Raw genomic sequence first — 24828 nt, 5'->3', positions numbered from 1 at the left:
GCGGCAACGCGGCCTGGCCATCGCACAGTCGGTGCGATCAAGAGTCCCGTCGACGAGACAGGAGCCGGCCCCTGCACGGCACTGCGCTCAACGGGCCGGGCGGACCGTGCCGGTGACCTCGCCGAGGGCGATGGAGGTGCCGTCCGGGCCGGGCGCGGTGGCGGTGATGGTCACCGTGTCTCCGTCGGCCAGGAAGGTGCGGGTCTCGTCGCCGAGCCGCACCGGCTCGGCGCCGCCCCAGGTCAGCTCCAGGAACGACCCGACCTGCCCCCGGTCGGGTCCGGAGACGGTGCCCGAGGCGTACAGGTCGCCGGTACGCAGGGACGCGCCGTTTACGGTGAGGTGCGCCAACTGCTGCGCCGGCGTCCAGTACATAGTGGCGAACGGCGGCTCGCTGACGCGTTCGCCGTTCCACTCGACCGCCAGCCGGAGGTCGAGCCCGAGGTGCGGCACGTCGCGCAGGTAGTCGACCACCGGCGGGTCCTGGTCGGGGGCCGGCACGAATGCGTCGGCGAGCGCGTCCAGCGGCGTCACCCAGGCCGAGACGGAGGTGGCGAAGGACTTGCCGAGGAACGGGCCGAGCGGCTGGTACTCCCACGCCTGGATGTCCCGGGCCGACCAGTCGTTGACCAGCACCACACCGAAGACGTGGTCGGCGAAGTCGTCGACGGACACCCGGTCGCCCAACGTGCTGGGTACGCCCACCACGAAGCCCACCTCGGCCTCGATGTCCAGGCGTACCGACGGGCCGGTGACCGGACCCTCGGCGGAGGCCCGCTGCCCGGTCGGCCGGGTCACCGGCGTGCCGGAGACGACGACGGTGCCGGCCCGCCCGTGGTAGCCGATCGGCAGGTGCTTCCAGTTCGGCAGCAGCGGCGGCTGACCGGGGCGGAAGATCTGCCCGACGTTCGACGCGTGGTGCTCCGACGAGTAGAAGTCGACGTAGTCGGCCACCTCCACCGGGAGCAGCAGCTCCACGTCGGCCAGGGGCACCAGCAGCGGCTCCACCGCGGCCCGGTGCGCCGGGTCGGTCAGCAACTCCGTGATCCGCTGCCGTACCGACGTCCACTGGGGACGGCCCAGCGCCATGAAGCCGTTCAGGGTGGGCCGACACAGCGTGCCGGCGGCCAGCACCAGATCGGCGGCCTCCGCCCCGGCCAGGTCGAACACCCATGACCCGATCCGTACGCCGATCCGCGGCTCGCCCCCGTCCGACCGGAACACTCCGTACGGCAGGTTCGTCACCCCGTACGGCGACCCGTCAGCGCCGGTCACCCAGGTCATGCGTCGTAGCCCCCGTTCACCAGCCCCAGCCGGATCAGATCGGTCAGTGGTTCCAGGATGCTGCACGAGCCGAAGCCGACCCACAGGGGGCGCGGCGCGTCCAGCCCCGCGTTCGCGCGTTCCAGCAGGGGACGCGGGTCGAGCACGGTGAGCAGCTCGGTGACCGCCCCCACGCCCTCGCCGTGGGCGGCCGCCACCGTCGCGGCCAGCACGTTGGCGTAGCCGTGGTGGGTGAAGCCGGTCTCCGGGTCGAGGTGCCGGACCGCCTCGTGCAGCCCGGCGGTGAGCTTGAACGGCAGGTCCCGGTCGCGGCAGGCGCAGATCACGGCGGCCAGCTCGGCCGGGGTGGGGAACAGCTCGGCGGCGAGACCGCCGGTGCGGAACTTGGCGGCGATCGGCACCCCGTCCGCGCGGGCGGCGGCGAGCGCGTCCAGCGCACCCATCAGCCCGAAGGTCAGCGGCAGCTCGGCGTAGACGGTCTCGACGCCCGGCAGCGTGCCGGTCAGCGCCAGCAGTTCGGCGATGCCGGGCAGCGGGTCCTCGCCCCGCTTGGCGACGGCCACCTCGATCTGGCGTGCCGTGACGCCGTCCGGGGCCAGAAAGGAGTGCGCGAGGGGCAGGCCGCTGATCCCGGTGTCGCCGATCAGGCCGACCACCAGGCCCTCGCCGGGATCGACGAGACCGCTCAGCTCGCCGGACGCGACGGTCGAGGCGGGCAGGAGCAGCGGGCCGACCAGGTCGGCGTACCAGGCGGTGCGGTGTCGGCGGTGGGCGGTCAGCGCGTCGGCGAGCGTGGCGCTGCCCGGAGGGAAGACGGCGGCGTCGTCCACCAGGCCGTCGAGGAGTGCGGGCACCTGCGTTGACACGGAACAAGAATGTACGGGACGCTACGAGGAACGGACAACAGTGTCCGATTATCGGACGCCACCGGCCGGTGAACGGGACTTATCGGGAGGCGAGATGCCGTACTACCGCAGCGTCGGCGAGGTGCCCCGCAAGCGCCACACCCAGTTCCGCCAGCACGACGGCAGCCTCTACGCCGAGGAGCTGATGGGCCAGGAGGGCTTCTCCTCCGACTCGTCCCTGCTCTACCACCGGCACGCGCCCACCGCGATCCTCGCCGCCGACGAGTTCACCCCGCCCGCGTTCACCCGGGCACCAAACCTGCCGCTCAAGCCCCGCCACCTGCGCACCCACAAGCTGGACACCGGCGGCGCCGACCCGATCCTCGGCCGGCAGTACCTGCTCGCCAACGACGACGTACGGATCGGGTACGTGCTCGCCGACCGGCCCTCGCCGCTGTTCCGCGACGCCACCGGCGACCACTGCCTCTACGTCGAGGCGGGCACGATGCGGGTCGAGTCGCCGTTCGGGGCACTGGATGCGGTCGCCGGCGACTACGTCGTCATCCCCACCTCGACCATCCACCGGCTCGTGCCCACCGGCGACCAGCCCGTCCGGCTGCTCACCGTCGAGGCGTCCGGGCACATCGGCCCGCCCAAGCGCTACCTCTCCGTCCGCGGCCAGTTCCTGGAGCACTCGCCGTACTGCGAGCGCGACGTCCGGGGGCCGGACGCGCCGCTGCTCGTCGACGGCGAGGAGGTCGAGGTGCTGGTCCGCCACCGGTCCCGGGCCGCAGGCCCCGGTGGCAGCGGCACTGCGTGGACTCGTCACACCTATGCCAACCACCCGTTCGACGTGGTCGGCTGGGACGGGCACCTCTACCCGTGGGCGTTCTCCATCCACGACTTCGAGCCGATCACCGGCCGCATCCACCAGCCCCCGCCCGTGCACCAGACCTTCCAGGGGCCCAACTTCGTCATCTGCTCCTTCGTGCCCCGCAAGGTCGACTACCACCCGGACTCGATCCCGGTGCCGTACAACCACCACAACGTCGACTCCGACGAGATGCTCTTCTACACCGGCGGCAACTACGAGGCCCGGCGCGGCTCCGGCATCGAGCAGGGGTCGATCTCGCTGCACCCGTCCGGCTTCACCCACGGCCCCCAGCCGGGCGCCGCCGAACGCTCCATCGGCGCGGACTACTTCGACGAGCTGGCCGTCATGGTCGACACCTTCCGCCCGCTGGATCTCTGCGACGCGGCCCGCACCTGCGAGGACGACGCGTACGCCTGGACCTGGGCGCGACGGGCCTAGACGAGTAGTTCCGAAGTCAGGGGTCGATGTCTGGGCATGAAGAGAGGGCATCCAAGATCATGTTGTGACGCAAGACCTGGATACCCTCTTGACCGCACTGTACGTGAAGATCGACGACAGCATCCGCACGCCCCGGTGGCGGGGCCGGCCGCCGCTGTTGACCGACTCCGAACTGGTATGCCTCGCGGTGGCGCAGGTCCTGCTCGGCGCCCGCTCGGAAGCGCATTGGATCCGCTACGCCCGTATTCATCTCGCCGGCATGTTTGCCTACCTGCCGCAGCGGCCGGGCTACAACAAGCGGCTCCGTGCGGCGCTTCCGCTGGTCAAGAAGGTGATCCGGGACCTGGCGCGCGACAGTGACTTCTGGTTCGACAACCACTGGATCGTCGATTCCACCCCGATACCCTGCGGCATGTCGCGCCCGACGGCGCAGCGTTCGGACCTGGCCGGCTGGGCCGGATACGGCTACTGCGCCTCCCATTCCCGCTTCTTCTGGGGCCTCCGGCTCTACCTGGTCTGCACCCCGACCGGGATGCCGATCCTGTGGGCCCTGGCGAACCCGAAGATCGGCGAGCGAGAGGTCCTCGCCGCGATGCTCGACGTCGAGGCCGCCGTGGTGGCCGAGCACGACGGGATCCTGCTGATCAGCGACAAGGGATTCGCCTCCACGCCGTTCGAGCGGCAGTTGGCCGAACAGGGCATCGAACTACTGCGCCCGTCCCGCAAGAAGGAGAAGACCCGCTACGGCGAGCCGATGCTCAAGAAGGTCCGACAACTGATCGAGTCGGTGAACGACACCCTCAAGGGCCAGCTTGACCTGGAACAACACGGCGGACGGACCTTCGCCGGTGTGGCCGTCCGTGTCGCCCAACGCCTGCTTGCCATGACAGCGGCGATCTGGCACAACAACAAGACCAGCGCGCCCGTCACCCGGTCACTGATCGCCTACGACCACTAACCGGAATTCGGAACAACTCGTCTAGCGGATCGCGGTACGGGTGAAGACGGCGAACTCGGCGATCGCGGTGGCGGCGATGGCCAGCACCAGCGGCCACGGCGAGCCGACCACCGCGTACACCAGGAGCAGCACGGGCGCGGCTCCCACCGCGTAGATCGCCAGCGCCATCGCCCGATCCGAGTGCACCAGGGCGGGCAGCACCGTCCGGGTCAGCCCCGGCAGGCGTGCGGCGAGCTGCCACACCACGACCCCACCGGTCAGCGCGGCGAGCAGCGCGACGACGCGGGAGAGCCCGTCGTTGGCCGAGGCCGCGAACGCCACCAGCACCGCCGCCACCAGCGACCAGCCCGCGCCCCAGAGCACCAGGCGGTGCAGGCCGTACGCGATGGTCCGCCCGGAGTCCATCCGGCTCGGGCTGATGGTGACCGCCTCGGCGACGTGTTCCAACGCCTGCGACCAGCGGCGCTGCTCGAGACGGATGACACCCACGTCGTGGGGGGCGTCAGCGAGGAGAGGGTCGAGCCGCAACGCCTCCCGGTAGGCCCGCTCGGCCAGGTCGAACAGCTCCAGCCGGGCGGCGACCAGACCGAGCACGAGATGCGCCTGCGGTTCGTCCGGCGCCAGCTCGACCCCGCGCCAGGCCGCGTTGAGCGCCGGCTGGCCGTTGCGCGAGTCGGCCAGGATCGCCGCCGCGCTGCGCTGGGCGTACGCGTCGTCGGCACCGAGCGCGAGGAGCCGGTCGGCGGTGGCGGCCGACTCCGGGTACCGCCCCAGGTCGGCCAGCGCCATGGCACGGGTGACCAGTGGCGGAAGAGCATCCGGTGCGGCGGCCACGGCCGCGTCGGCGGCGGTGAGCGCGTCCGCCGGCCGGCCGGCGGCCAGGTGCACCCGGGCCAGCATGGTGAGGGCGTCCGGGGCGTCGGGGCGCAGGGCGAGCCCGTAGGTCAACTCACCGGCCGCCTCGTCGTGGCGGCCGAGTTCGGCGAGGAGCTGGGCGCGCTGGACGTAGCCGTCGGCGGCGGACTGGTCGGGGGTGGGATCGGTGGACATCGCGGCGAGCCTAGGCGGCCGGAGCATCGTACACCAGCGCCACCGCGATGCCGGCCAAGCCTTCCTCCCGGCCGGTGAAACCGAGGCCGTCGGTGGTCGCGGCCGAGATGGTCACCGGGGCGTCGACGGCGGCGGAGAGCACCTGCTGGGCCTCCTCCCGGCGGCGACTGATCTTGGGTCGGTTGCCGACGACCTGCACGGACACGTTGCCGATCTCCAGGCCGGCCGCACGCACCCGCCGGGCCGTCTCGGTCAGCAGGGCCACCCCCGACGCGCCGGCCCACTCCGGCTGACCCACCCCGAAGACGGAGCCGAGATCACCGAGGCCGGCGGCGGAGAGCAGCGCGTTGCAGGCGGCGTGCGCGGCCACGTCGGCGTCCGAGTGCCCGGCCAGGCCATCCTGGTCGGGCCAGAGCAGGCCCGCGACCCAGCAGGGCCGGCCGGGCTCGAACGCGTGCACGTCGGTGCCGATGGCCACCCGGGGAACGATCATGACCCGAGGGTACGCGTCAGCCGCCGGCGGCGAGCAGATGCTCCGCGAGCGCCAGGTCGAAGGGCCGGGTGATCTTCAGGGCGTACTCGGAGCCGGGCACACAGCTCACGGTGATGCCCTGCTTCTCGACGAGACCGGCGTCGTCGGTGAGCGGGTCGCCCGCTGCGGCGTGCGCCGCGGCAAGCACGGCCCGGCGGAAACCCTGCGGGGTCTGCACCGCGCGCAGGGCCGACCGGTCGACGGTGCCGAGCACCACCTCGCCGGCACCGACCTCCTTGATCGTGTCGACGACCGGCAGCACCGGGATCACCGCGTCCCGGCCGGACCGGACCGCCGCCGCGACGGACTCGACCAGCTCGGCAGGGGTGAGCGCGCGGGCGGCGTCGTGCACGAGGATGATCGTCGGGCCGGCGGGCACCGCGGCCAGCGCGGCGGCCACCGACGCCTGCCGCTCCGCCCCGCCGGGCACCACGGTCACCGGTGCCACCGGGGCGAGCAGCTCGCGGACGGCCGTCACCTCGGCGGCCGGCGCCGCCACCACGATCGTGTGCACCGAGGGTGCCGCCGCCAACCGCCGTACGGCGTGCACCAGCAGCGGTTCACCGGCGAGCAGCCGCAGCGCCTTGGGTCGGCCGGGGCCGAGTCGTACACCGGCACCCGCCGCAGGCACGAGGACCGCGACGTCACCGCGCGGATTGAGCTGCGCGGTCACGTCGCGGTCCTCGGTGGTTTCTTCGCTACGAATCGGGTACGACGATGCTGTGCGGACTAGGCCTCGGTGAGCACCTTGTCGAGCAGCGTCTCCGCCTCGTCCTTGGTGCTCTTCTCCGCCAGCGCGACCTCGCCGACGAGAATGTCGCGGGCCTTGGCGAGCATCCGCTTCTCACCCGCGGACAGTCCCCGCTCCCGCTCCCGGCGCCACAGGTCACGCACGACCTCGGCGACCTTCAGCGGGTTGCCGGAGGCCAGCTTTTCCAGGTTGGCCTTGTAACGCCGCGACCAGTTGGTCGGCTCTTCGGTGTGCGGAGCCCGAAGAACGTCGAAGACCTTACCGAGGCCCTCTTCGCCAACCACCTCGCGCACGCCCACGATCTCGGCGTTCTCGGCGGGCACCCGGACCGTCAGGTCACCCTGCGCGACCCTCAGGACGAGATATTGCTTAGGCTCGCCCTTGATGACCCGAGTCTCGATTGCCTCGATGAGTGCGGCCCCGTGGTGGGGGTAAACAACGGTCTCGCCGACACTGAAAACCATAGGTTCGAAACCCCTTTCGCTGTGTCTAGGGTAACACGGTCAGGCACCGATGTCTCACCGATGTCCTGACCGTTGGCGCAGCTCAGGGGCCCTGTGAGAGGTCTTTCTTCAGCTTGACAGGCGGTCAAACCGATGGTTCGAACACGCTCCGTAACGCACGGATGACTGCCCGGTACGGGTGAACAGAACGTCGAGATCAAGGGCTATGCGCTCACCTCATGGTATCCCGGGCAGCGGGACCGCGCCCAGGTGTAGCGAGAGGTGCCCCCGGTGGGGGACGCTGGAGGCCGAACAGCATTCCGCTCTCGAGACGCTTCAGGGGGTCCGATGGGCAAGCCGGACGCAGAGGGCCACGGGCCGTCCGACGGCCTGCCCGACCTGCCACCCGAATGGGGTCGCGTGGTCATCCCCGACGACGCCTCGGCGCTCGCCAGCGAGGCCGCACAGCTCCGCCGTGAGCTACGCCGCGCCGCCGGCCCACACCGGGCGCTGGCCCTGCCGATGCTGGTCCTGCTGATCGCGGTGCTCACCACGCTGGCCGGCCTGCTCGCCGTCACCTGGCCTCGCGCCACCCGCGGCACCGACCGGCCGACACCGACACCGTCCTCACCACCCGCGTCCCTCACTGGCCGGGCGTTGCCCGCGCTGGACCTGGTCGACGCCGGCCAGGCGCCGGTGCCGCTGCGCGGCCTGCTGCCCGCCATGATCATCCTGGTGGACGACTGCGCGTGCCCGGACGTCGTCGCCGAGGCCGTCGCCGCAGCGCCCGCCGGGGTCACCGTGGTCACCGTGACCGAAGGGCGGGCGGTCAGCACCCCACCGCCGATCAACGGCGTCCGGGCACTTGCCGACCCCGCCGGCGGGCTGCGCTCGTTCCTGGGGCCCGGCGCCGCGACCGCACTGCTGGTCGACCGCACCGGCGTGGTCACCCGGGTGCTGCCCGACCTCGGGCCGGTCGACGCGTACCGGGACGACCTGAGCGCCCTCGCCGCCTGACCTGCCCTCGCCGCCCGACCGGCCCGCGCCGTCTGAGGGGCCTGCCTAGCGCGGAGGCAGGGCGACGAGCTGCACCTCGACGTCGATGGGCTGGTCGCCGACGGCCGACAGGGACACCCGGAACGGCCCGCCACCGGGCAGCACCTCGGCCGAGGCGACCGAGCCGTCGCAGTCGATGCGCGGCGGGCCGGCGATCTCGGCCCCGGTGCCCGTCACCGCCATGACGCCCGGTCGGGTGCACCGGTACTGCAGCAGATAGCGGGAGCCGTCGTCGGACGCCTGCCTGGTCAGCCCCTGGCCCGGCGCGAGTTCCCGGTCCTCCCGCCAGATCGTCTGGTGGAACGACGGCAGGTCACTCCCCGGGGAGAGCACCCCCTCGTCGCTGTCGATGCCGGTGAGCGCGCCCGTCGTGGGGTCGATCAGCGACGGGCGGCGCTGGAAGCTGATGATGTCGCCGGTCTGCGGATCCACCCGCATCGTCACCCGCTCATCGGGCGCACCGGAGGCGACGACCCGGTCCAGGTCGGTGCTGACGCTCGACGCGGCCGTCGGCGGGCCGGCCGACCCGGCCGTCGGGGCAGGGGCGGCGGCCCGCCACCACCAGCCGCCCACCGCCAGCACGGCCAGGGTCACCCCGACCAGCACCACCGACCGCAGCCGGTCGTCCGCCGTGTCCATGGTGCTGAGCGTACCGCCGGGCCGCGCGGAGATCACTCCTGTCGATCGAGAAGGGCCGCGTACAGGGTGAGGCCGGGGCCGAACGCCAGCATGACGATCCGGCGGGGCGCCGTGGCCGCGCGGCTGAGCCGATCCACGATCAGCAGCACCGTCGGCGAGGAACAGTTGCCGTGCTCGTCGAGCGTCGCCCGGGACGCCGCCAACGCCTGCGGCGGCAGAGCCAACTCCCGCTCCACCACGTTGAGGATCCGCGGCCCACCCGGGTGCACCGCCCAACCGTCCACCTCGGAACCGGTCGTGCCGTGCCGGGCCAGCAGGTCGTCGACCAGAGCACGCACATGCCGGGACAGCACCTGCGGCACCTTCGGCGACAACCCCATCCGGAAACCGGCGTCGGTCACGTCCCAGGTCATGTGGTCCGCCGTCGAGGTGTCGGTGACCGACGTGACCTCACGCAGCGCGTACCCCCGACCATCCGGCACCACCACGGCGGCGACCGCGGCGTCCGAGAAGAGCGCGTGCGAGACGATCTGCTGAGTGTCCACCCGGGCGCTGGACGGCTGGATGTGCAGGCTGGTCAACTCCGCGCAGAGCAGCAGCGCCGGACGCCCCCGGGCGGTGACGAAGTCGCTCGCCGCGCCCAGCCCTGGCAGTGCTGCGTAGCAGCCCATGTGACCCACGAACATCCGCTGCGTGTCCGGAGCCATGCCAAGATCCCGGGCCAGCAGGATGTCCAGCCCCGGGGTGGCGTACCCGGTGCAGGAACAGACGATGAACAACCCCACGTCGCCGGCACCGAGTCCGGCCGCCGTCAACGCACGACCGACCGCCTCCTTACCCAGCGGCAACGCCTCCACCTGGTAGCGGCGCATCCGGCGTTCGGTCGGCCAGTCCGAGACGTCCTCCAACAGGGGATTGACGGCCGCCTGCCGCCGGGTCACCCCCGAGTTGGCGAAGATCCGCTGAGCCAACGACCGGGTGGTGCCGGAGAAGTGCCGGGAGAAGAAGCCCTCCCACAACTCGTCCTGCGAGGCCGACGGCGGCTGCGCCGTTCCGAGCCCCGCGATCACTGGTACGGGCACGATCCCCACCTCTCGTCCGAAGCTGTCCTCCCCCGGTCCGTCCCCCCGGCCATCGTGCCCGGCCGTCGCACCACCTCACCCGAGCCGCGCCGGCTCACCAACGCGGAGTCGATCCGTCGCGGTCCGGGTCGCCGCCCAGCGCGGCGATGCCCAGCCAGTCGGCGCAGACATCCGACGTCGCCGGGTGCAACGACCCGCAACGGGCGTCCCGGTAGAGCCGCTCCAACGGATGGCCGCGCCGCGTCGCCGAGGTGCCCGCCGCCTCCAGCACCGACGCCGCCACCTCGGCGGCCGTGGTGCCAGCGAGCAGCTTGGCCCGCCACACCCACCGGTTGGTCTCCGCGTCGCCCGGCGCATCGTCCACCCGGCGGGCCGCCTCGGCGACCACCAGCCGGGCCGCCGCGGTCGCCGCGTCCGCCCGCCCCAACCGCGCCCGCACCGCCGGCAGGCCGGCCAGGTTGCGGGCGTTGAGGTGCTCGGCCGCCGCGTCGATCGCCGCCTGGGCCACCCCCACGTAGACCGCCGCGTAACTCGCCACCAGCCAGTGCGGCATCAGCTGGGCGACCACCAGGGCCAACCCCTCCACCCCACCGAGCAGCCGGTCGGCCGGCACGGTGACGTCCAGGTGCAGGTCATGCGAGGAGGTGGCACGCATGCCGAGCGCGTCCCAGGTCGGCTCGACGGTCAACCCGTCGCCGGCCGGCACCAGGAACTGGGACACCACCGACTGGTCGGCGGCACTGCGCGCGGCCACCAGGTAGCCGTCGGCGTGCCCCGCCCCCGAACAGAAGGTCTTGCTGCCCTTGAGATGCCAGCCGCCGTCGGTCGCCTCGTAGACCGTACTCAGTTGCGAGAGCCGCGCGCCGGCACCGCGTTCGCTCATCGCGACCGCGTACCACGAACCCTGCGCCGCCGCGGTGAGCAGCCGATCCCGGGCGGCTAACGCCTCGTCCGGCACACCCAGCGCCTCGGCCAACTCCTCGGTGACGGCACCCAGCGCCCCGGTGACCGACGCGTGCATGTTGAACACCAGGGCCGTCGCGCCGTTGCCCCGGGCAAGCTCGGTGGCCACGGCGGAGTACTCGGCGAAGCTGGCGCCGAGACCACCCAGCGCCCGGGGCACCATCAGCCCGAACAGGCCGGCCTCCCGCAGGTCACGAAAATCCTCGACCGGGAAGGAGCCGTCCCGGTCGTGCTCCGCCGCCCGCGCGGCGAACCGCGGCGCCAACCGGCGGGCCGCCTCCAGCGCGCGCACCGTCATATTCGCCCCCTTCTCGGCGTCCATACCCCCGCCACGGCCGACTATCCCTTGCGGACCCCCCGGCCCTGGTAAAGCACGGCCGTGGAACGGGTCGGCACGATGCGCGGGGCGCGGCCGACCGCCACCGCACCGGAGGACCGGGACGCGCGGGCCCGCCGCACCAACCAGGCAAGCAGGCCGCCCACCTGCGGCCGAATGCCCCGCAGCCGCAGGTCGACGCCGTGCCGGGCGCACTCGGCCACCAGCTCGCGAGCGTCCACAAACAACCGTGGATCGTGGATGCCGCGCGGCACCGTCGGCAGACGCTCGGCGATGCGTACCGCGACGAGCCGCGCCAGCGCCGTGTCGTTCAGGGTGTCCAGCACCAGCAGGCCACCGGGGCGCAGCAACCGACACGCCTCGGCTACCACACGCGGCCACGCCGGCACATGTTCCAGCAGCTCGCCGGCGGAGACCACGTCGGCGCAGCCGTCCGGCAGCGGGACCGACGTGGCGTCGGCCTGCACGACGCGTACCCCGTGCTCGGCGGCCTGGACCAGCGCCGACCGGGTCAGGTCCACCCCGACATGCCGGTAACCCTTACCAGCCAGGTGTGGCGCGAGCAGGCCGGCGCCACAACCCAGGTCGACGAGGAGCGCGTCGGGCCGACTCGCCGGCGGCACCAGCGCCGCGCGGGCCTCCGCCAGCCAGTGCAGCATCGCGAACGCGCCATCTGGCCGCCACCACTCACCGGCCAGGTCGTCGTACTGGCGCGGATCGTTGCGCGGCAGCACCCGGGGGCCGGTGGACGCCGGGGCCGCAGCCACGTCTCGCATGGCACGAGCGTGGCACGACTGCTCGGTAACGACCAGACTTCCCTTATGTCGTCGAGGGTGTTAGGGCTGGTCAGGGCGAGCCATCCGGAACCGGCCGCAGCGGTGACCACGGTGGCCGGTCTGCTGGCCTGGGGAGTGGGGCACAGACCGTCCGGAATCGCCTCGGTGGTGCTCGCCGTGCTGGCCAGCCAGCTGGCCGTCGGGTGGACCAACGACGCGCTGGACGCCGAGCGGGACGCCACCGTGGGGCGTACCGACAAACCGGTCGCCGCCGGCGCGGTCGGCCGGCGCACCACGGCCTGGGCCGCCGCGGTGGCCGCGGTGGCCTGCCCGCTGCTGGCGCTGACCACGAACCCCACGGCGGCGTTCTGGCTCACCGTCGCCCTGGTCTCCGCGCTGCTCTACGACTGGCCGCTCAAGGCCACCGCGTTCTCGGTGCTGCCCTACGCGGTCTCGTTCGGGGCACTGCCCGCCTTCGTGGTGCTGGCCCTGCCCGGCCAGCCGACCCCGCCGGCGTGGCTGCTCACCGCTGCGGCGTGCCTCGGCGCCGGCGCGCACTTCGCCAACGTGCTCCCCGACCTGGCCGACGACGCCCGCACGGGTGTGCGCGGGCTGCCGCACCGGCTGGGCGCGACCGGCAGCCGGCTCGCCGCCGCCACGCTCCTGCTCGCGGCGACCGCCGCCCTGGTCCTCGGGCCACCCGGGCCGCCGTCGGCGGTCGGCGTCGCGGCGGTCGGCGCGGCCGCCGTGGTACCGCCGCTGAGCTGGTACGCCGGTCGCTCGGCGCTCCGGGCCGGCCGGCGGCCGGTGGCGGCCTTCCGGGGGGTCATGCTGATCGCCCTCATCGACGTGGTCCTGCTGGTGGCGAGCGGTCGGGTGGTGTGACCGGCACCCGGGAAGGTGGCATTGCCGGGTCCGCGTGCGGGCCTCGATCAGCCCCAACTACCCTGGAGCGCGGTCTGCGCGGGTATGGCCACCGTGCCCGGCGTGGAGGCCGGGTGGGGATTGTGACGAGGAGGACCGACGTGACGCGCTCGATCAGGGGATCCCGGCGGGCGGCCCTGTTGCTGTCCGGGATCGCGGCGGCCAGCCTGCTGGCGTCCGGCTGCGGCACCGGTCAGATCGCCGAGACCGCTTTGAAGGAGCCGTCGATCCAGGGCGTCAACCTCACGACCAGCAACGGCTCGTACTCGGTGCGCGGCCTGCTGGTCGACTATCCGGGCCCCGAGGGCTACCGGGCCGGTCAGGACGCCCTGCTCAACGCCGTGATCTACAACGACTCCAAGGAGACGGTGACGGTCACCGTCACCACCGACAGCGCCCGCGAGCTGGTGATCAGCAGCGGTTCGGCGAGCCCGTCGCCGTCCGCCTCGGAGTCCGCGTCGCCCAGCGCGACCCCGTCCGATTCGTCCAGCCCGTCGACCTCCGGGTCCCGCTCGGCCAGCCCGTCGGCGACCCCCTCCGAGACCGGGTCGTCCTCGGCCACCCCGTCCGCCCCGGAGTCGGCGCGGGCGTCGGGTTCGGCCAGCCCCGCCGCGCCGGGTCAGCCGGCCCGCATCGAGCTGGCCCCGCTGAGCTACCTCCAGCTCAACTCCGAGGCCACCACGCAGCTCCGGCTGATCGGCCTGACCGAGGCGCTGCGCTCCGGCCAGAACCTCTTCGTGACCTTCGACTTCGGTAACGGCAACACGGTCAGCGGCCAGGCGCCGATCGCGGTGCCGCTCACCCCGGCGGCGCCTCCCTCGCCGATCATCGAGCGTGAGGGCGGCTACGAGGGCAACGAGGGCGGCACGACCCACGACTGACCCGGCACCCCGACATCGACGAACGCCCCGGCGTGGTGACCACCACGCCGGGGTGTTTTCGTCGTACGAGAGGGCTAGCGTCCTGATGTGACCACCTCCCGATCGACCTCTCCGCGCGGCGGGACGGCCGGTGCCCCCCGCGCTCGGTCCGCCGCACGCGATCCGCGTCCGGCCTACGAGTGCGACGCCTGCGGGCACCAGCCACCCAAGTGGGTGGGGCGCTGCCCGGAGTGCGGCGAGTGGGGTTCGGTGGTCGAGTCCACGGTGACCGGGCCGACCGTCTCCGGGCGGGTGGTCAGTTCCCGGATGCCGTCCGAGCCGGCCCGACCGATCGCCACCATCAGCGCCGCTCCGGCCCGCGCCCGACCCACCGGGGTGAGCGAGCTCGACCGGGTGCTGGGCGGTGGCCTGGTCCCGGGCGCGGTGGTGCTGCTCGCCGGCGAGCCCGGGGTGGGCAAGTCGACCCTCCTGCTGGACGTCGCACAGCAGTGGGCGGTGGGCGCCGGCAGCCCGTCGCTGGTGGTCAGCGGTGAGGAGTCGGTCAGTCAGGTGCGGTTGCGTGCCGAGCGGATGGGCACGCTGCACGACCAGCTCTACCTCGCGGCCGAGAGCGACCTGGCCTCCGTGCTCGGGCACCTCGACGCGGTCAAGCCGGGCCTGCTGGTGCTCGACTCGGTGCAGACCATCTCGACCACCGGCACCGAGGGGGTGCCGGGCGGGGTGACCCAGGTCCGGGCGGTCACCGCGGCCCTGGTGTCGGTCGCCAAGGAGCGGGGCATCGCCACCGTGCTGGTCGGGCACGTCACCAAGGACGGCCAGGTCGCCGGCCCCCGGGTGCTGGAGCACCTGGTGGACGTGGTGCTGCACTTCGAGGGCGACAAGCACTCCTCGTTGCGGCTGGTGCGCGGCGTCAAGAACAGATTCGGCGCGGCCGACGAGGTCGGCTGCTTCGAGATGCACGAGGGCGGCATCAGCAGCCTCGCCGACCCGTCCGGCCTGTTCCTGACCCGCTACTCGGAGCCGGTCCCCGGCACCTGTGTGACCGTGGCCATGGAGGGGCGTCGTGCCCTGGTCACCGAGGTGCAGGCACTGATCGGCGCGACGGTGGCCGGTTCACCCCGCCGCACCGTCTCCGGCCTCGACTCGGCCCGGCTGGCGATGGTGCTCGCGGTGCTGCAACGTCGTACGGAGCGGTTGACACTGCACGACCGGGAGGTCTTCGCGGCCACCGTGGGTGGCATCCGGGTGGTGGAGCCGGCCGCCGACCTGGCGGTGGCGTTGGCGGTCGCCTCCGGCGGGCTCAACCTGGCCATCGCACCGCACCTGGTGGCGATCGGCGAGGTGGGGCTCACCGGCGAGGTGCGTCGGGTCGGTGCGGTGCCGCGTCGGCTGGCCGAGGCGGCCCGGCTGGGGTTCAAGGTGGCGCTGGTGCCGCCCGGCTGTGGCCCGGAGAGCACCGGTGCCGGCCCCGGGCAGATGCGGGTGACCGAGGTCACCGACGTCCGTTCCGCACTGCATCATGCGGCACGCGCGTCCGCCGAGTGACCCACCGTGCCGGCGCGGAGGGCGATACCGGACAGCACGCCGCAAGCGGGCAACGGTTGGAAGGGCGGCATCGTGACACATCACAGTAACCACGACAGCACCCACCGCACGGCAGTCCGTAGACTGTGCCCGTGCCGATCGACCGCGATACCACCAAGCCAGCCGGCGCGCCGCCCCACGCCCGCACCGGCGCCGTGGGCTCGCCCGCCCGCCCGATCAGCGTGAGCGTGACCGCGGGGGCCACCGGGAGCGCCGGGGACCCGCTACGGGCCAACCTCGCCCTGATGGCGCCCGGCACCGCGCTGCGCGACGGTCTGGAGCGCATCCTGCGCGGCCGCACCGGCGCGCTCATCGTCCTCGGCTACGACAAGGTCGTCGAGGGTCTGTGCACCGGCGGCTTCCCCCTGGACGTGGAGTTCTCCGCGACCCGGGTGCGCGAGCTGTGCAAGATGGACGGCGCGGTCGTGCTCTCCAGCGACGGCACCCGGATCGTCCGGGCGGCCGTGCACCTGATGCCCGACCCGTCGATCCCGACGGAGGAGTCCGGCACCCGGCACCGCACCGCCGAGCGGGTGGCGCGGCAGACCGGCTACCCGGTCATCTCGGTCAGCCAGTCGATGCGGATCATCAGCCTCTACGTCAACGGTCAGCGCCACGTGCTCGACGACTCGGCGGCCATCCTGTCCCGCGCCAACCAGGCGCTGGCGACCCTGGAGCGCTACAAGCTCCGCCTGGACGAGGTCTCCGGGACGCTCTCCGCGCTGGAGATCGAGGATCTGGTCACCGTCCGGGACGCGGTGGCCGTGGTGCAGCGGCTGGAGATGGTCCGCCGGATCGCCGACGAGATCGCCGGTTACGTGGTCGAGTTGGGCACCGACGGCCGGCTGCTCGCCCTCCAACTCGACGAGCTGATGGCCGGCGTGGACGCCGACCGGACGCTGGTCATCCGCGACTACCTGCCGGTCGGGCGCAAGTCCCGCACCCTGGACGAGGCGCTTGTCGAACTGGACCTGCTCGGCGCCACCGAGCTGATCGACCTGGTGTCGGTGGCCAAGGCGATCGGCTACCCGGCCGCATCGGACGCGCTGGACGCCGCCGTCAGCCCCCGTGGCTTCCGGCTGCTGGCGAAGGTGCCGCGGCTGCCGGTGGCGGTGGTCGACCGGCTGGTGCTGCACTTCGGCAGCCTCCAGCGGCTGCTGGGCGCGACCGTGGAAGACCTGCAGGCCGTCGAGGGTGTCGGCGACGCCCGTGCCCGGGGCGTCCGGGAGGGGCTGTCCCGGCTCGCCGAGGCGTCCATCCTGGAGCGGTACGTCTGATCCGGCTCAGCCGGTGATGGTGAGCTTCACGGGAGCGCTGAGCTTCGTGCCGACCCGGGCCAGCACCTGGTAGGTGCCCGCGGGCGGGAACGGCCCGGCCGCCAGGCCGTTGTCGTCGCAGCGGGTGGTGTCGCGCCCGTTCCAGCCCACCTGGTAGGAGCGCTCGAAGTCGGGCGTGAAGGACTGCACGTCGGAGCCCTGGACCTTGCCGCAGGTGTCGGACGACCAGACCTTCTCGGCACCTGACTTGATGAAGATCTCCTGAAGGTCGGCGCCGACGTTGCGGCTGCACGTCCTCTCGGAAACGTTCTTGATCTTGAGCTGGAGGTCGACGACCATCCCGCGCTGCACCGAGACCGGCCGTGCCACCGACGTCACGCTGATCTCGGCGTCGGTGCAGGTGCCGTCGTCCACCGAGCCGGCGGCCGTACCCGGCGGCGGGTTGTTGCTGGTGATCTCGGGGCTCGGACCCGTCGTGGCCGGATCAGCGGACGCGGGCACCGACGGGGCGCCGGTCTGCGGAGTCAGCACCGGCCCACCGGCCCCCGGCGGCGCAGCGGACGAGGCCGAGGGCGACCCGCCCGCCTTCGGCCGGCCGCCGTCGGAACGACCCGAGCCGGTGCACGAGTAGAGCAGGACAATCAGGAAGAGAAGCCCCGCTCCGAGTACGACGGCGCGACGCCGCCAGTACACGGCGGGTGGCAGGGGGCCGACCGTCAGACGCATGATGCCCCCCACGGTAGCCGCGCGACGCCCAGCAGTCCGGCGCGACGCGCCGGAAAGGCCACGACCCGCCACTCCAACCCTCCACTGAGGACAGCAGCGGCGCGGGCCCCGTTCAGAGGTAGACCTTGCGCTGATAGACCGCGTGCGCACTTGCCACCCGGTCCAGGAACAGCAGCCCCGCGCAATGGTCGATCTCATGCTGCAAGGCCCGCGCCTCGAAGCCGTCGGTCACCAACCGGACCGACTCCCCACTGCCCGGCAGATCACCCTCCACCACCAGCCGGCTGGCCCGCTTCACGTCCCCGGTCAGATCCGGCACCGACATGCACCCCTCCCGGCCCGGCTTCCACCGGGTGGCCTCCACCACCCGGGCGTTGCACAACACGAAGGTGCCGTGCACCGTGACCGCCTTCGGATGCCCCGTCACATCGACCGCGAAAACCTGGGCGCCCACCCCGATCTGCGGCGCCGCCAACCCGACGCAACCCGGCGAGACCCGCATGGTCGCCACCAAATCGGCCGCCAACCGGACCGTCTCCTCGGACGTCGGATCGACCACACCGCCGGCCCGACTCAACACCGGATGCGGGGCCGACACCACCGCCCGGATCTCGCCCTCGACGGACAACGACTCCGGCGTCCAGTCACCCAGACCGGCGTACGCCCCGCCCTGCTCGCCGGTCACAGCAGATCCGGGTCCGCCGGCCGGAGCGTGACCTCCACGCCCAACTCGGCAGCCGTCCGATCCAACCGGTCGACGAGCGTCTCGGCCACCCCCGCCGGCAACTCGACTTCGGCCAGCACCACATAGAGCGAGCCCGCCAAGCGGGTACTCAGATCGGTGACGTTCCCTCCCGCGTCCACCAGCACCCGGGTCATCGCCGCCACGATGCCCATCCGGTCCGAACCGTGCACCGCCATCACGTACGGCTCACCCACCGGAGGCACATCGCCGTCCGGGGTGACCGCGCGTACCGTCGCCAGCAGTTGACCCTCCGCGGCCAGCGGCGCCAACGCGGCCTCGACCTCCTCGGCGGCCGGACCGGTGCAGATCAGGGTCATCGCGAAATGCCCCCGCAGCCTCGTCATCGTGCTGTCGGTGAGGTTGGCGCCCAGCCGGGCCAGCACCTCCGCGACATCGGCCACGATGCCCGGCCGGTCCCGACCGATGACGGTGATCGCGAGCTCGTTCATCCGCGCATTCTCCCCGATCCGCCCGCCGCCGCCGCGACACCCCGCCCGATCCGCCCATCCAGCGGGAACACGCCCCGTGACATCATCGACGACGCCATGACTCAACCCGATTTCGCCACCCTGGTCAGCCGATGGTTCCAGCAGAACGCCCGGGACCTGCCGTGGCGTGCACCCGGCGTCACCCCGTGGGCCATCCTCGTCAGCGAGGTCATGCTCCAGCAGACGCCCGTCGTCCGGGTGGTGCCGGCCTGGCAGGCATGGCTGGCCCGCTGGCCCGACCCGGCCTCGTTGGCGGCGGACACCCCCGCCGAGGCGATCCGGATGTGGGGACGCCTCGGCTATCCCCGCCGGGCCGTCCGGCTGCGCGAATGCGCCGTCGCGATCGTCGACCGGCACGGCGGCCAGGTGCCCGACCGGCTGGAACACCTGCTGGCACTGCCGGGAGTCGGCACGTACACGGCGCGCGCGGTGGCCGCGTTCGCGTACGGGCAGCGGCACCCCGTCGTCGACACCAACGTACGTCGCGTGGTGTGCCGGGCCGTGGCAGGTGAACCGGACGCCGGACCGGTCACCCGACCGGCCGACCTGGTCGCCACCGAAGAATTGCTGCCGGCGCAGCCGGCCGCCGCGGCACTGGCCAGCGCCGCGTTCATGGAACTGGGCGCGGTGATCTGCACGGCCCGATCACCACGCTGCACGGCCTGCCCGGTCGAGTCGGTCTGCGCGTGGCGGGCCTCCGGCCAGGAGGCACCGGCCGGACCGACCCGTCGCCCGCAGCGGTACGCGGGCACCGACCGACAGGTGCGCGGACTGCTGCTCGGGGTACTCCGGGAAACCACCGGGCCGGTGCCACACCAGCGCCTGGACCAGGTCTGGACCGACGACGTCCAGCGTGCCCGCGCCCTGGCGGGGCTGGTCCAGGACGGGCTGGTCGAACCGGTCGGCACCGATTCCTTCCGCCTGGCCGGTGACGGCCCGACCCCACCGGCGGCAACCCTCACCCCCTGACCCACCCCGCCCCGGTCTGTGGCTGGTCGGCGCCATCAGCCTGAGCGGGATGAACGAGCGCGCACAGAAAGGGCGGAGCCCCGGTGGCTTGTGCCACCGGGGCCCCGCCCTTTGCTGCTGGTAGTGCTACTCGTCCGCGCCTGCGGTGGCGGTGCTGCCACCGAGGTCGGCCGGCACGGCGTCCGGAACTTCCACCGGCTTCTCCGCGCCCCGGAAGACGAGCTTGGACTTGTCGATGTCGTTCGGGTCGCCCTCGCAGTCCACCACGACGATCTGACCCGGGGTCAGCTCGTTGAACAGGATCCGCTCGGACAGGTTGTCCTCAATGTCGCGCTGGATCGTGCGACGAAGCGGACGGGCACCGAGCACCGGGTCGAAGCCCTTCGCCGCCAGGTACTTCTTGGCGTTGTCGGTCAGCTCCAGACCCATGTCCTTGTTGCGCAGCTGCGTCTCGATCCGCTGGATCATGATGTCCACGATCGAGAGGATCTCGGTCTGGCGCAGCTGGTGGAAGACGATGGTGTCGTCGATCCGGTTGAGGAACTCAGGCCGGAAGTGCTGCTTGAGCTCGTCGTTGACCTTCTGCTTCATCCGGTCGTAGTTGGACTCGGAGTCCTCCGACGCCTGGAAGCCCAGCGACACCGCCTTGGCGACGTCACGGGTGCCCAGGTTGGTGGTCAGGATGATGACCGTGTTCTTGAAGTCCACGATCCGACCCTGACCGTCGGTGAGCCGACCGTCCTCCAGGATCTGGAGCAGCGTGTTGAAGACGTCCGGGTGGGCCTTCTCGATCTCGTCGAAGAGGACCACCGAGAACGGCCGACGCCGCACCTTCTCGGTCAGCTGCCCGCCCTCGTCGTAACCGACGTAGCCGGGAGGGGCACCCACGAGCCGGGAGACCGTGTAGCGGTCGTGGAACTCGGACATGTCCAGCTGGATGAGGGCGTCCTCGCTGCCGAAGAGGAACTCGGCGAGCGCCTTGGACAGCTCGGTCTTACCCACACCGGACGGGCCGGCGAAGATGAACGAGCCCGACGGGCGCTTCGGGTCCTTCAGGCCGGCCCGGGTACGCCGGATCGCCTTCGAGACCGCCTTGACCGCGTCCTCCTGGCCGATGACGCGCTTGTGCAGCTCGTCCTCCATGCGCAGCAGGCGCGAGGTCTCCTCCTCGGTCAGCTTGTAGACCGGGATGCCGGTCCAGTTGCCGAGCACCTCGGCGATCTGCTCGTCGTCAACCTCGCTGACGACGTCCAGGTCACCGGCCTTCCACTCCTTCTCCCGCTGAGCCTTCTGGCCGAGGAGCTGCTTCTCCTTGTCGCGCAGCTGGGCGGCGCGCTCGAAGTCCTGAGCGTCGATCGCGGACTCCTTGTCGCGACGCACCTGGGCGATGCGCTCGTCGAAGTCACGCAGGTCTGGCGGCGCGGTCATCCGACGGATCCGCATCCGTGCACCGGCCTCGTCGATCAGGTCGATCGCCTTGTCCGGAAGGAAGCGGTCGGAGATGTACCGGTCGGCCAGGGTCGCGGCGGCCACCAGAGCGGCATCGGTGATGCTCACGCGGTGGTGCGCCTCGTACCGGTCGCGCAGGCCCTTGAGGATCTCGATGGTGTGCGCCAGCGACGGCTCACCCACCTGGATCGGCTGGAAGCGGCGCTCGAGAGCGGCGTCCTTCTCCAGGTGCTTGCGGTATTCGTCGAGCGTGGTGGCGCCGATGGTCTGCAGCTCACCACGGGCCAGCATCGGCTTGAGGATGCTCGCCGCGTCGATCGCGCCCTCGGCGGCACCCGCACCCACGAGGGTGTGGATCTCGTCGATGAACAGGATGATGTCGCCGCGGGTGCGGATCTCCTTGAGCACCTTCTTGAGGCGCTCCTCGAAGTCACCGCGGTAGCGGGAACCGGCGACCAGCGCACCGAGGTCGAGCGTGTAGAGCTGCTTGTCCTTGAGAGTCTCGGGCACCTCGCCCTTGATGATCTTCTGGGAAAGCCCCTCCACCACGGCGGTCTTACCGACGCCGGGCTCACCGATCAGGACCGGGTTGTTCTTGGTACGGCGGGAGAGCACCTGCATGACCCGCTCGATTTCCTTCTCGCGCCCGATGACCGGGTCGAGCTTGCCCTCGCGGGCGGCCTGGGTCAGGTTGCGGCCGAACTGGTCCAGCACCAGGCTGGTAGACGGCGCGGCCTCACCCGGCGCGGCGCCCGCCGCGGCAGGCTCCTTGCCCTGGTAGCCGGAAAGCAGCTGGATCACCTGCTGGCGGACCCGGTTGAGGTCGGCGCCGAGCTTGACCAGCACCTGGGCAGCGACGCCCTCGCCCTCGCGGATCAGCCCGAGCAGGATGTGCTCCGTGCCGATGTAGTTGTGGCCGAGCTGCAGCGCCTCGCGAAGCGACAGCTCCAGCACCTTCTTGGCCCGCGGCGTGAACGGGATGTGCCCGCTCGGCGCCTGCTGGCCCTGGCCAATGATCTCCTCGACCTGCTGGCGGACGCCCTCCAGGGAGATGCCGAGGCTCTCCAGGGCCTTTGCCGCGACGCCTTCACCTTCGTGGATCAGGCCCAGCAGGATGTGTTCCGTACCGATGTAGTTGTGGTTGAGCATCCGGGCCTCTTCTTGGGCCAGGACGACAACCCGTCGCGCTCGGTCGGTGAACCGCTCGAACATGCCCTCGTGCTCCTCACGTGCCGTGCGCCTTGATGGTCAAGATCTTGGCGGGGCCGGTGCACGAACGTCCGGGACGGACGTCCGTGCCTCCTTACTCTATCGTCGCTGACCGACTCAGCTGAGGTCGTGTGTCTCCGGTGTGGGTCGGTTCCACGTCGTTTTGCACAACCGTCCGCGCTCAGGAGGTGTTCCGGTACCCCTGTCGCTACGCGCAGAGCGAAATCCGACTGGGGCGGTGGAGGCCCTCTCCGGGCTTCGGAAGCCTCCGGAAGGGCGGTTCGCCGCCGTACGGGCACCGCGCGCAAACCTGGGGGACGGTTGTCCACAGGCTGTGGACAGCTACTCCACTGCCTGTGGACAACGCCGGTCCGGGCCGGAACCTTCCCGGCTCCGCGGACCCGTCGAGCGCAGCCCGGATACGGCGACGCCGGCCCGGAGGAATGCTCCGGTCCGGCGTCGGTGTCGCCTTCGGTGGCACCTGGCCACCACTCTGTTGACGGCTCAGCGCTTCGCGTGGAACTCGTCGACGATCTCCTGGGGGATGCGGCCCCGGTCCGAGATGTCCTTGCCGGCCTTCTTGGCCCACTCGCGGATCGCCTTGTTCTGCTCGCGGTCGGCGGTCGCGCCGCCACGGCCACGGGCGGCCCGCCCACCGATCACGACGCCACCCCGGCCCACCTTCGTGCCGGCGCCCACGTACGAGGCAAAAGCCTCCCGCAATTTAGCGGCGTTGGAACTCGACAGGTCGATCTCGTACTGAACGCCGTCGAGCGCGAACTTGACGGTCTCGTCCGCGTCCCCGCCGTCCAGGTCATCGACCAGCTTGTGAATGATCTGCTTGGCCACGTCCCACATTCCTTTCGAGCAGGGCGCTCCTGCTAACGAGAGCACAATAACCCCCGTGCTGCTCGCCGCGTCAATAGGATGCGGTTACGACTCGGTGGGAGCCGGCCGCGACTACTCGGGGCGGACCAACGGGAAGAGGATCGTTTCCCGAATTCCGAGGCCGGTCAGGGCCATCAAGAGCCGGTCGATTCCCATTCCCATGCCCCCGGCCGGTGGCATTCCGTACTCCATCGCCCGGAGAAAGTCCTCGTCGAGACGCATCGCCTCGTCGTCGCCGCGGGCGGCGAGCTGCGCCTGGGCCACCAGCCGTTCCCGCTGCACCACGGGGTCGACCAGCTCGGAGTACCCGGTGCCCAGCTCGAAACCGAGCACGTAGAGGTCCCACTTCTCGGCCAGCCCCGGCTCGCTGCGGTGCCCCCGGGTGAGCGGGCTGGTCTCCTCCGGGTAGTCGCGGACGAAGGTGGGCGCCTGCAGGCCGGGAACGACGAGTTCCTCGAACAGTTCCTCGGCCAGCTTGCCGGGGCCCCACTTCGGGTCCACGGCCAATCCCACCTTGTCCGCGTACTCGACCAGGCGGGAACGTTCGGTGCGGACCGTGACCTCCTCGCCGAGCGCCTCGGAAAGGACCCCGAACAGCGTGACCGATCGCCACTCGCCGCCCAGGTCGAACTCCCGGCCGTCGGCGTGGGTCACCACCGTCGAACCGCTGACCGCGATCGCCGCCTGTTGCACGAGATTACGGGTCAGCTCGCCGATCGTGTCGTAGTCGCCGTACGCCTGGTACGTCTCCAGCATGGCGAACTCGGGCGAGTGCGAAGAGTCGACACCCTCATTACGGAAGTTGCGGTTGATCTCGAAGACTCGGTCGACGCCGCCGACCACGGCGCGCTTGAGAAACAGTTCCGGCGCGATTCGCAGATACAGATCGGTGTTCAACGCATTGCTGTGGGTCACGAACGGTCGAGCGGCGGCGCCGCCGTGCAGGAGTTGCAACATCGGCGTTTCCACCTCGACGAAGCCCTGCCCGTGCAGCGAATCACGCAGGCTGCGGACCGCCGCCGCCCGGGTACGCACCATCTGTCGGGCCTGGGGCCGGACGATCAGGTCGACGTAGCGCTGACGGACCCGCGCCTCCTCGGAGAGCGGCTTGTGCGCCACCGGCAGCGGCCGCAGGGCCTTCGCGGTCATCTCCCACTGCTGCGCCAGCACCGACAGCTCACCCCGACGGCTGGTGATCACCTCACCGGTGACGCCGACGTGGTCACCGAGGTCGACGAGGCGCTTCCACGCCTCCAGGCGCTCCGGGCCGACCCGGTCCAGCGAGAGCATCGCCTGCAGCTCGGTGCCGTCACCGTCGCGCAGGGTCGCGAAGCAGAGCTTGCCGGTGTTGCGTACGAAGATCACCCGGCCGGTGACCGAGACCTGGTCGCCGGTGGCGGTGTCGGTGGGCAGCTCCGCGTAGCGCTCCCGGATCTCGGCCAGGGTGGTCGTGCGGGAGAAACCCACCGGGTAGGGCTCGACGCCCTCGGCGAGCATCCGGTCCCGCTTCTCCCGGCGGACCTTCATCTGCTCGGGAAGGTCGTCGGCGGGGTCCACTGGCACGGCGTTCTGCTCGCTCACGGCACGCTTCCTCGTCACGGGAGATACAGGGGGTCAGGCCCGAGCGTACTCAAGCGCTCCGGCGGCTGTTACCGGATAA

At 71.7% G+C, this 24828-nt stretch carries 24 protein-coding genes; 8 read left to right on the top strand and 16 right to left on the bottom strand.

What is annotated here, in order from left to right:
• Positions 1 to 87: 87 nt before the first annotated feature.
• Entirely contained in the window at positions 88 to 1284 is a 1197-nt protein-coding gene (gene fahA, locus O7620_RS27495; protein ID WP_278126012.1) for a fumarylacetoacetase, read from the bottom strand.
• On the bottom strand, positions 1281 to 2150 hold the full coding sequence (locus O7620_RS27490; protein WP_278126010.1) for a hypothetical protein: 870 nt from the start codon (positions 2148 to 2150) through the stop codon (positions 1281 to 1283). Before O7620_RS27490 ends, fahA begins: the two co-directional genes overlap by 4 nt.
• Before the next feature lie 94 nt (positions 2151 to 2244).
• Here O7620_RS27490 and O7620_RS27485 point away from each other — a divergent pair, with 94 nt between their 5' ends.
• Both O7620_RS27485 and O7620_RS27480 read left to right on the top strand, forming a co-directional pair.
• The gene (locus O7620_RS27485; RefSeq protein WP_278126009.1) at positions 2245 to 3441 is read left to right on the top strand and encodes a homogentisate 1,2-dioxygenase domain-containing protein; all 1197 of its coding nucleotides are present in this window, start codon (positions 2245 to 2247) and stop codon (positions 3439 to 3441) included.
• A gap of 64 nt (positions 3442 to 3505) precedes the next feature.
• A complete protein-coding gene (locus O7620_RS27480; RefSeq protein WP_278125338.1) occupies positions 3506 to 4399 on the top strand; it encodes an IS982 family transposase in 894 nt (297 codons plus the stop codon).
• A gap of 21 nt (positions 4400 to 4420) precedes the next feature.
• Here the strand turns inward: O7620_RS27480 and O7620_RS27475 are convergent, their stop codons facing one another.
• The 4 genes from O7620_RS27475 to O7620_RS27460 are packed head-to-tail and all read right to left on the bottom strand — an operon-like array spanning position 4421 to position 7196.
• Positions 4421 to 5449 carry a tetratricopeptide repeat protein gene (locus tag O7620_RS27475; RefSeq protein ID WP_278126008.1) on the bottom strand — a complete coding sequence of 343 codons (1029 nt, stop codon included), beginning with the start codon at positions 5447 to 5449 and terminating at the stop codon, positions 4421 to 4423.
• 10 nt (positions 5450 to 5459) lie between these two features.
• Positions 5460 to 5942 carry a 2-C-methyl-D-erythritol 2,4-cyclodiphosphate synthase gene (gene ispF, locus O7620_RS27470; RefSeq protein WP_151489219.1) on the bottom strand — a complete coding sequence of 161 codons (483 nt, stop codon included), beginning with the start codon at positions 5940 to 5942 and terminating at the stop codon, positions 5460 to 5462.
• Between the two features lie 16 nt (positions 5943 to 5958).
• Positions 5959 to 6654: a 2-C-methyl-D-erythritol 4-phosphate cytidylyltransferase gene (gene ispD / locus O7620_RS27465; protein ID WP_278126007.1), complete on the bottom strand. Its 696-nt coding sequence runs from the start codon at positions 6652 to 6654 to the stop codon at positions 5959 to 5961.
• Between the two features lie 56 nt (positions 6655 to 6710).
• Entirely contained in the window at positions 6711 to 7196 is a 486-nt protein-coding gene (locus O7620_RS27460; RefSeq protein ID WP_007073334.1) for a CarD family transcriptional regulator, read from the bottom strand.
• Between the two features lie 327 nt (positions 7197 to 7523).
• Between O7620_RS27460 and O7620_RS27455 the strand changes: the two genes are divergently transcribed.
• Positions 7524 to 8192, top strand: a complete 669-nt coding sequence (locus O7620_RS27455) for a hypothetical protein (RefSeq protein ID WP_151489217.1) — start codon at positions 7524 to 7526, stop codon at positions 8190 to 8192.
• A gap of 45 nt (positions 8193 to 8237) precedes the next feature.
• Here O7620_RS27455 and O7620_RS27450 read toward each other — a convergent pair whose 3' ends face one another.
• From O7620_RS27450 to O7620_RS27435, 4 genes are all read right to left on the bottom strand, one after another.
• Positions 8238 to 8870 carry a hypothetical protein gene (locus O7620_RS27450; protein ID WP_278126006.1) on the bottom strand — a complete coding sequence of 211 codons (633 nt, stop codon included), beginning with the start codon at positions 8868 to 8870 and terminating at the stop codon, positions 8238 to 8240.
• 32 nt (positions 8871 to 8902) lie between these two features.
• On the bottom strand, positions 8903 to 9961 hold the full coding sequence (locus tag O7620_RS27445) for a type III polyketide synthase (RefSeq protein WP_151489215.1): 1059 nt from the start codon (positions 9959 to 9961) through the stop codon (positions 8903 to 8905).
• 85 nt (positions 9962 to 10046) lie between these two features.
• Positions 10047 to 11213: an acyl-CoA dehydrogenase family protein gene (locus O7620_RS27440; protein ID WP_278126005.1), complete on the bottom strand. Its 1167-nt coding sequence runs from the start codon at positions 11211 to 11213 to the stop codon at positions 10047 to 10049.
• Positions 11214 to 11254: 41 nt separating this feature from the next.
• Positions 11255 to 12028 carry a methyltransferase domain-containing protein gene (locus O7620_RS27435; RefSeq protein WP_278126003.1) on the bottom strand — a complete coding sequence of 258 codons (774 nt, stop codon included), beginning with the start codon at positions 12026 to 12028 and terminating at the stop codon, positions 11255 to 11257.
• 45 nt (positions 12029 to 12073) lie between these two features.
• Here O7620_RS27435 and O7620_RS27430 point away from each other — a divergent pair, with 45 nt between their 5' ends.
• The 4 genes from O7620_RS27430 to disA all read left to right on the top strand — a co-directional run bounded on the left by O7620_RS27430 (position 12074) and on the right by disA (position 16694).
• On the top strand, positions 12074 to 12913 hold the full coding sequence (locus O7620_RS27430; protein WP_151489212.1) for a UbiA family prenyltransferase: 840 nt from the start codon (positions 12074 to 12076) through the stop codon (positions 12911 to 12913).
• Between the two features lie 140 nt (positions 12914 to 13053).
• The gene (locus tag O7620_RS27425; protein ID WP_278126002.1) at positions 13054 to 13833 is read left to right on the top strand and encodes a hypothetical protein; all 780 of its coding nucleotides are present in this window, start codon (positions 13054 to 13056) and stop codon (positions 13831 to 13833) included.
• Between the two features lie 87 nt (positions 13834 to 13920).
• Positions 13921 to 15378 (top strand): DNA repair protein RadA, encoded by a 1458-nt coding sequence (radA, locus tag O7620_RS27420; protein ID WP_278126000.1) that lies wholly within the window; start codon positions 13921 to 13923, stop codon positions 15376 to 15378.
• Between the two features lie 131 nt (positions 15379 to 15509).
• Positions 15510 to 16694: a DNA integrity scanning diadenylate cyclase DisA gene (disA, locus tag O7620_RS27415; protein ID WP_151489209.1), complete on the top strand. Its 1185-nt coding sequence runs from the start codon at positions 15510 to 15512 to the stop codon at positions 16692 to 16694.
• Positions 16695 to 16700: 6 nt separating this feature from the next.
• On the opposite strand, the gene O7620_RS27410 is transcribed toward disA, so the two are convergent.
• From O7620_RS27410 to O7620_RS27400, 3 genes are all read right to left on the bottom strand, one after another.
• On the bottom strand, positions 16701 to 17420 hold the full coding sequence (locus O7620_RS27410) for a hypothetical protein (RefSeq protein ID WP_151489208.1): 720 nt from the start codon (positions 17418 to 17420) through the stop codon (positions 16701 to 16703).
• A 112-nt stretch (positions 17421 to 17532) separates the two neighbouring features.
• Complete coding sequence (locus O7620_RS27405; protein WP_278125999.1) at positions 17533 to 18105, bottom strand: peptide deformylase; 573 nt, start codon at positions 18103 to 18105, stop codon at positions 17533 to 17535.
• Positions 18102 to 18614: an ACT domain-containing protein gene (locus tag O7620_RS27400; protein WP_278125998.1), complete on the bottom strand. Its 513-nt coding sequence runs from the start codon at positions 18612 to 18614 to the stop codon at positions 18102 to 18104. The genes O7620_RS27405 and O7620_RS27400 overlap by 4 nt, the downstream gene beginning before the upstream one ends.
• A 96-nt stretch (positions 18615 to 18710) precedes the next feature.
• Between O7620_RS27400 and O7620_RS27395 the strand changes: the two genes are divergently transcribed.
• Positions 18711 to 19622, top strand: coding sequence for an A/G-specific adenine glycosylase (locus O7620_RS27395; protein WP_278125997.1), 912 nt, complete (start codon positions 18711 to 18713; stop codon positions 19620 to 19622).
• Positions 19623 to 19748: 126 nt separating this feature from the next.
• On the opposite strand, the gene O7620_RS27390 is transcribed toward O7620_RS27395, so the two are convergent.
• The 3 genes from O7620_RS27390 to lysS form a co-directional block, all read right to left on the bottom strand.
• On the bottom strand, positions 19749 to 22283 hold the full coding sequence (locus O7620_RS27390; protein WP_139582959.1) for an ATP-dependent Clp protease ATP-binding subunit: 2535 nt from the start codon (positions 22281 to 22283) through the stop codon (positions 19749 to 19751).
• Between the two features lie 501 nt (positions 22284 to 22784).
• The gene (locus tag O7620_RS27385) at positions 22785 to 23129 is read right to left on the bottom strand and encodes an Lsr2 family protein (RefSeq protein WP_151491871.1); all 345 of its coding nucleotides are present in this window, start codon (positions 23127 to 23129) and stop codon (positions 22785 to 22787) included.
• A 111-nt stretch (positions 23130 to 23240) separates the two neighbouring features.
• Positions 23241 to 24749: a lysine--tRNA ligase gene (lysS, locus tag O7620_RS27380; RefSeq protein WP_151491870.1), complete on the bottom strand. Its 1509-nt coding sequence runs from the start codon at positions 24747 to 24749 to the stop codon at positions 23241 to 23243.
• Between the last annotated feature and the right edge of the window lie 79 nt (positions 24750 to 24828).

This window comes from Micromonospora sp. WMMD710 (genome assembly GCF_029626045.1).
Taxonomy (GTDB): domain Bacteria; phylum Actinomycetota; class Actinomycetes; order Mycobacteriales; family Micromonosporaceae; genus Micromonospora.
This window is presented reverse-complemented; position numbering and strand designations above follow the sequence as displayed.

Excerpts from the sequence above, each read along its gene's own strand:
- O7620_RS27435 (WP_278126003.1), bottom strand. The coding sequence starts at position 12,028 with ATGCGAGACGTGGCTGCGGCCCCGGCGTCCACCGGCCCCCGGGTGCTG.
- ispF (WP_151489219.1), bottom strand. The coding sequence starts at position 5,942 with ATGATCGTTCCCCGGGTGGCCATCGGCACCGACGTGCACGCGTTCGAG.
- O7620_RS27485 (WP_278126009.1), top strand. The coding sequence starts at position 2,245 with ATGCCGTACTACCGCAGCGTCGGCGAGGTGCCCCGCAAGCGCCACACC.
- O7620_RS27455 (WP_151489217.1), top strand. The coding sequence starts at position 7,524 with ATGGGCAAGCCGGACGCAGAGGGCCACGGGCCGTCCGACGGCCTGCCC.
- O7620_RS27395 (WP_278125997.1), top strand. The coding sequence starts at position 18,711 with ATGACTCAACCCGATTTCGCCACCCTGGTCAGCCGATGGTTCCAGCAG.
- O7620_RS27460 (WP_007073334.1), bottom strand. The coding sequence starts at position 7,196 with ATGGTTTTCAGTGTCGGCGAGACCGTTGTTTACCCCCACCACGGGGCC.
- O7620_RS27440 (WP_278126005.1), bottom strand. The coding sequence starts at position 11,213 with ATGACGGTGCGCGCGCTGGAGGCGGCCCGCCGGTTGGCGCCGCGGTTC.
- O7620_RS27410 (WP_151489208.1), bottom strand. The coding sequence starts at position 17,420 with ATGCGTCTGACGGTCGGCCCCCTGCCACCCGCCGTGTACTGGCGGCGT.
- O7620_RS27475 (WP_278126008.1), bottom strand. The coding sequence starts at position 5,449 with ATGTCCACCGATCCCACCCCCGACCAGTCCGCCGCCGACGGCTACGTC.
- O7620_RS27430 (WP_151489212.1), top strand. The coding sequence starts at position 12,074 with ATGTCGTCGAGGGTGTTAGGGCTGGTCAGGGCGAGCCATCCGGAACCG.
- O7620_RS27450 (WP_278126006.1), bottom strand. The coding sequence starts at position 8,870 with ATGGACACGGCGGACGACCGGCTGCGGTCGGTGGTGCTGGTCGGGGTG.
- O7620_RS27390 (WP_139582959.1), bottom strand. The coding sequence starts at position 22,283 with ATGTTCGAGCGGTTCACCGACCGAGCGCGACGGGTTGTCGTCCTGGCC.
- O7620_RS27400 (WP_278125998.1), bottom strand. The coding sequence starts at position 18,614 with ATGAACGAGCTCGCGATCACCGTCATCGGTCGGGACCGGCCGGGCATC.
- fahA (WP_278126012.1), bottom strand. The coding sequence starts at position 1,284 with ATGACCTGGGTGACCGGCGCTGACGGGTCGCCGTACGGGGTGACGAAC.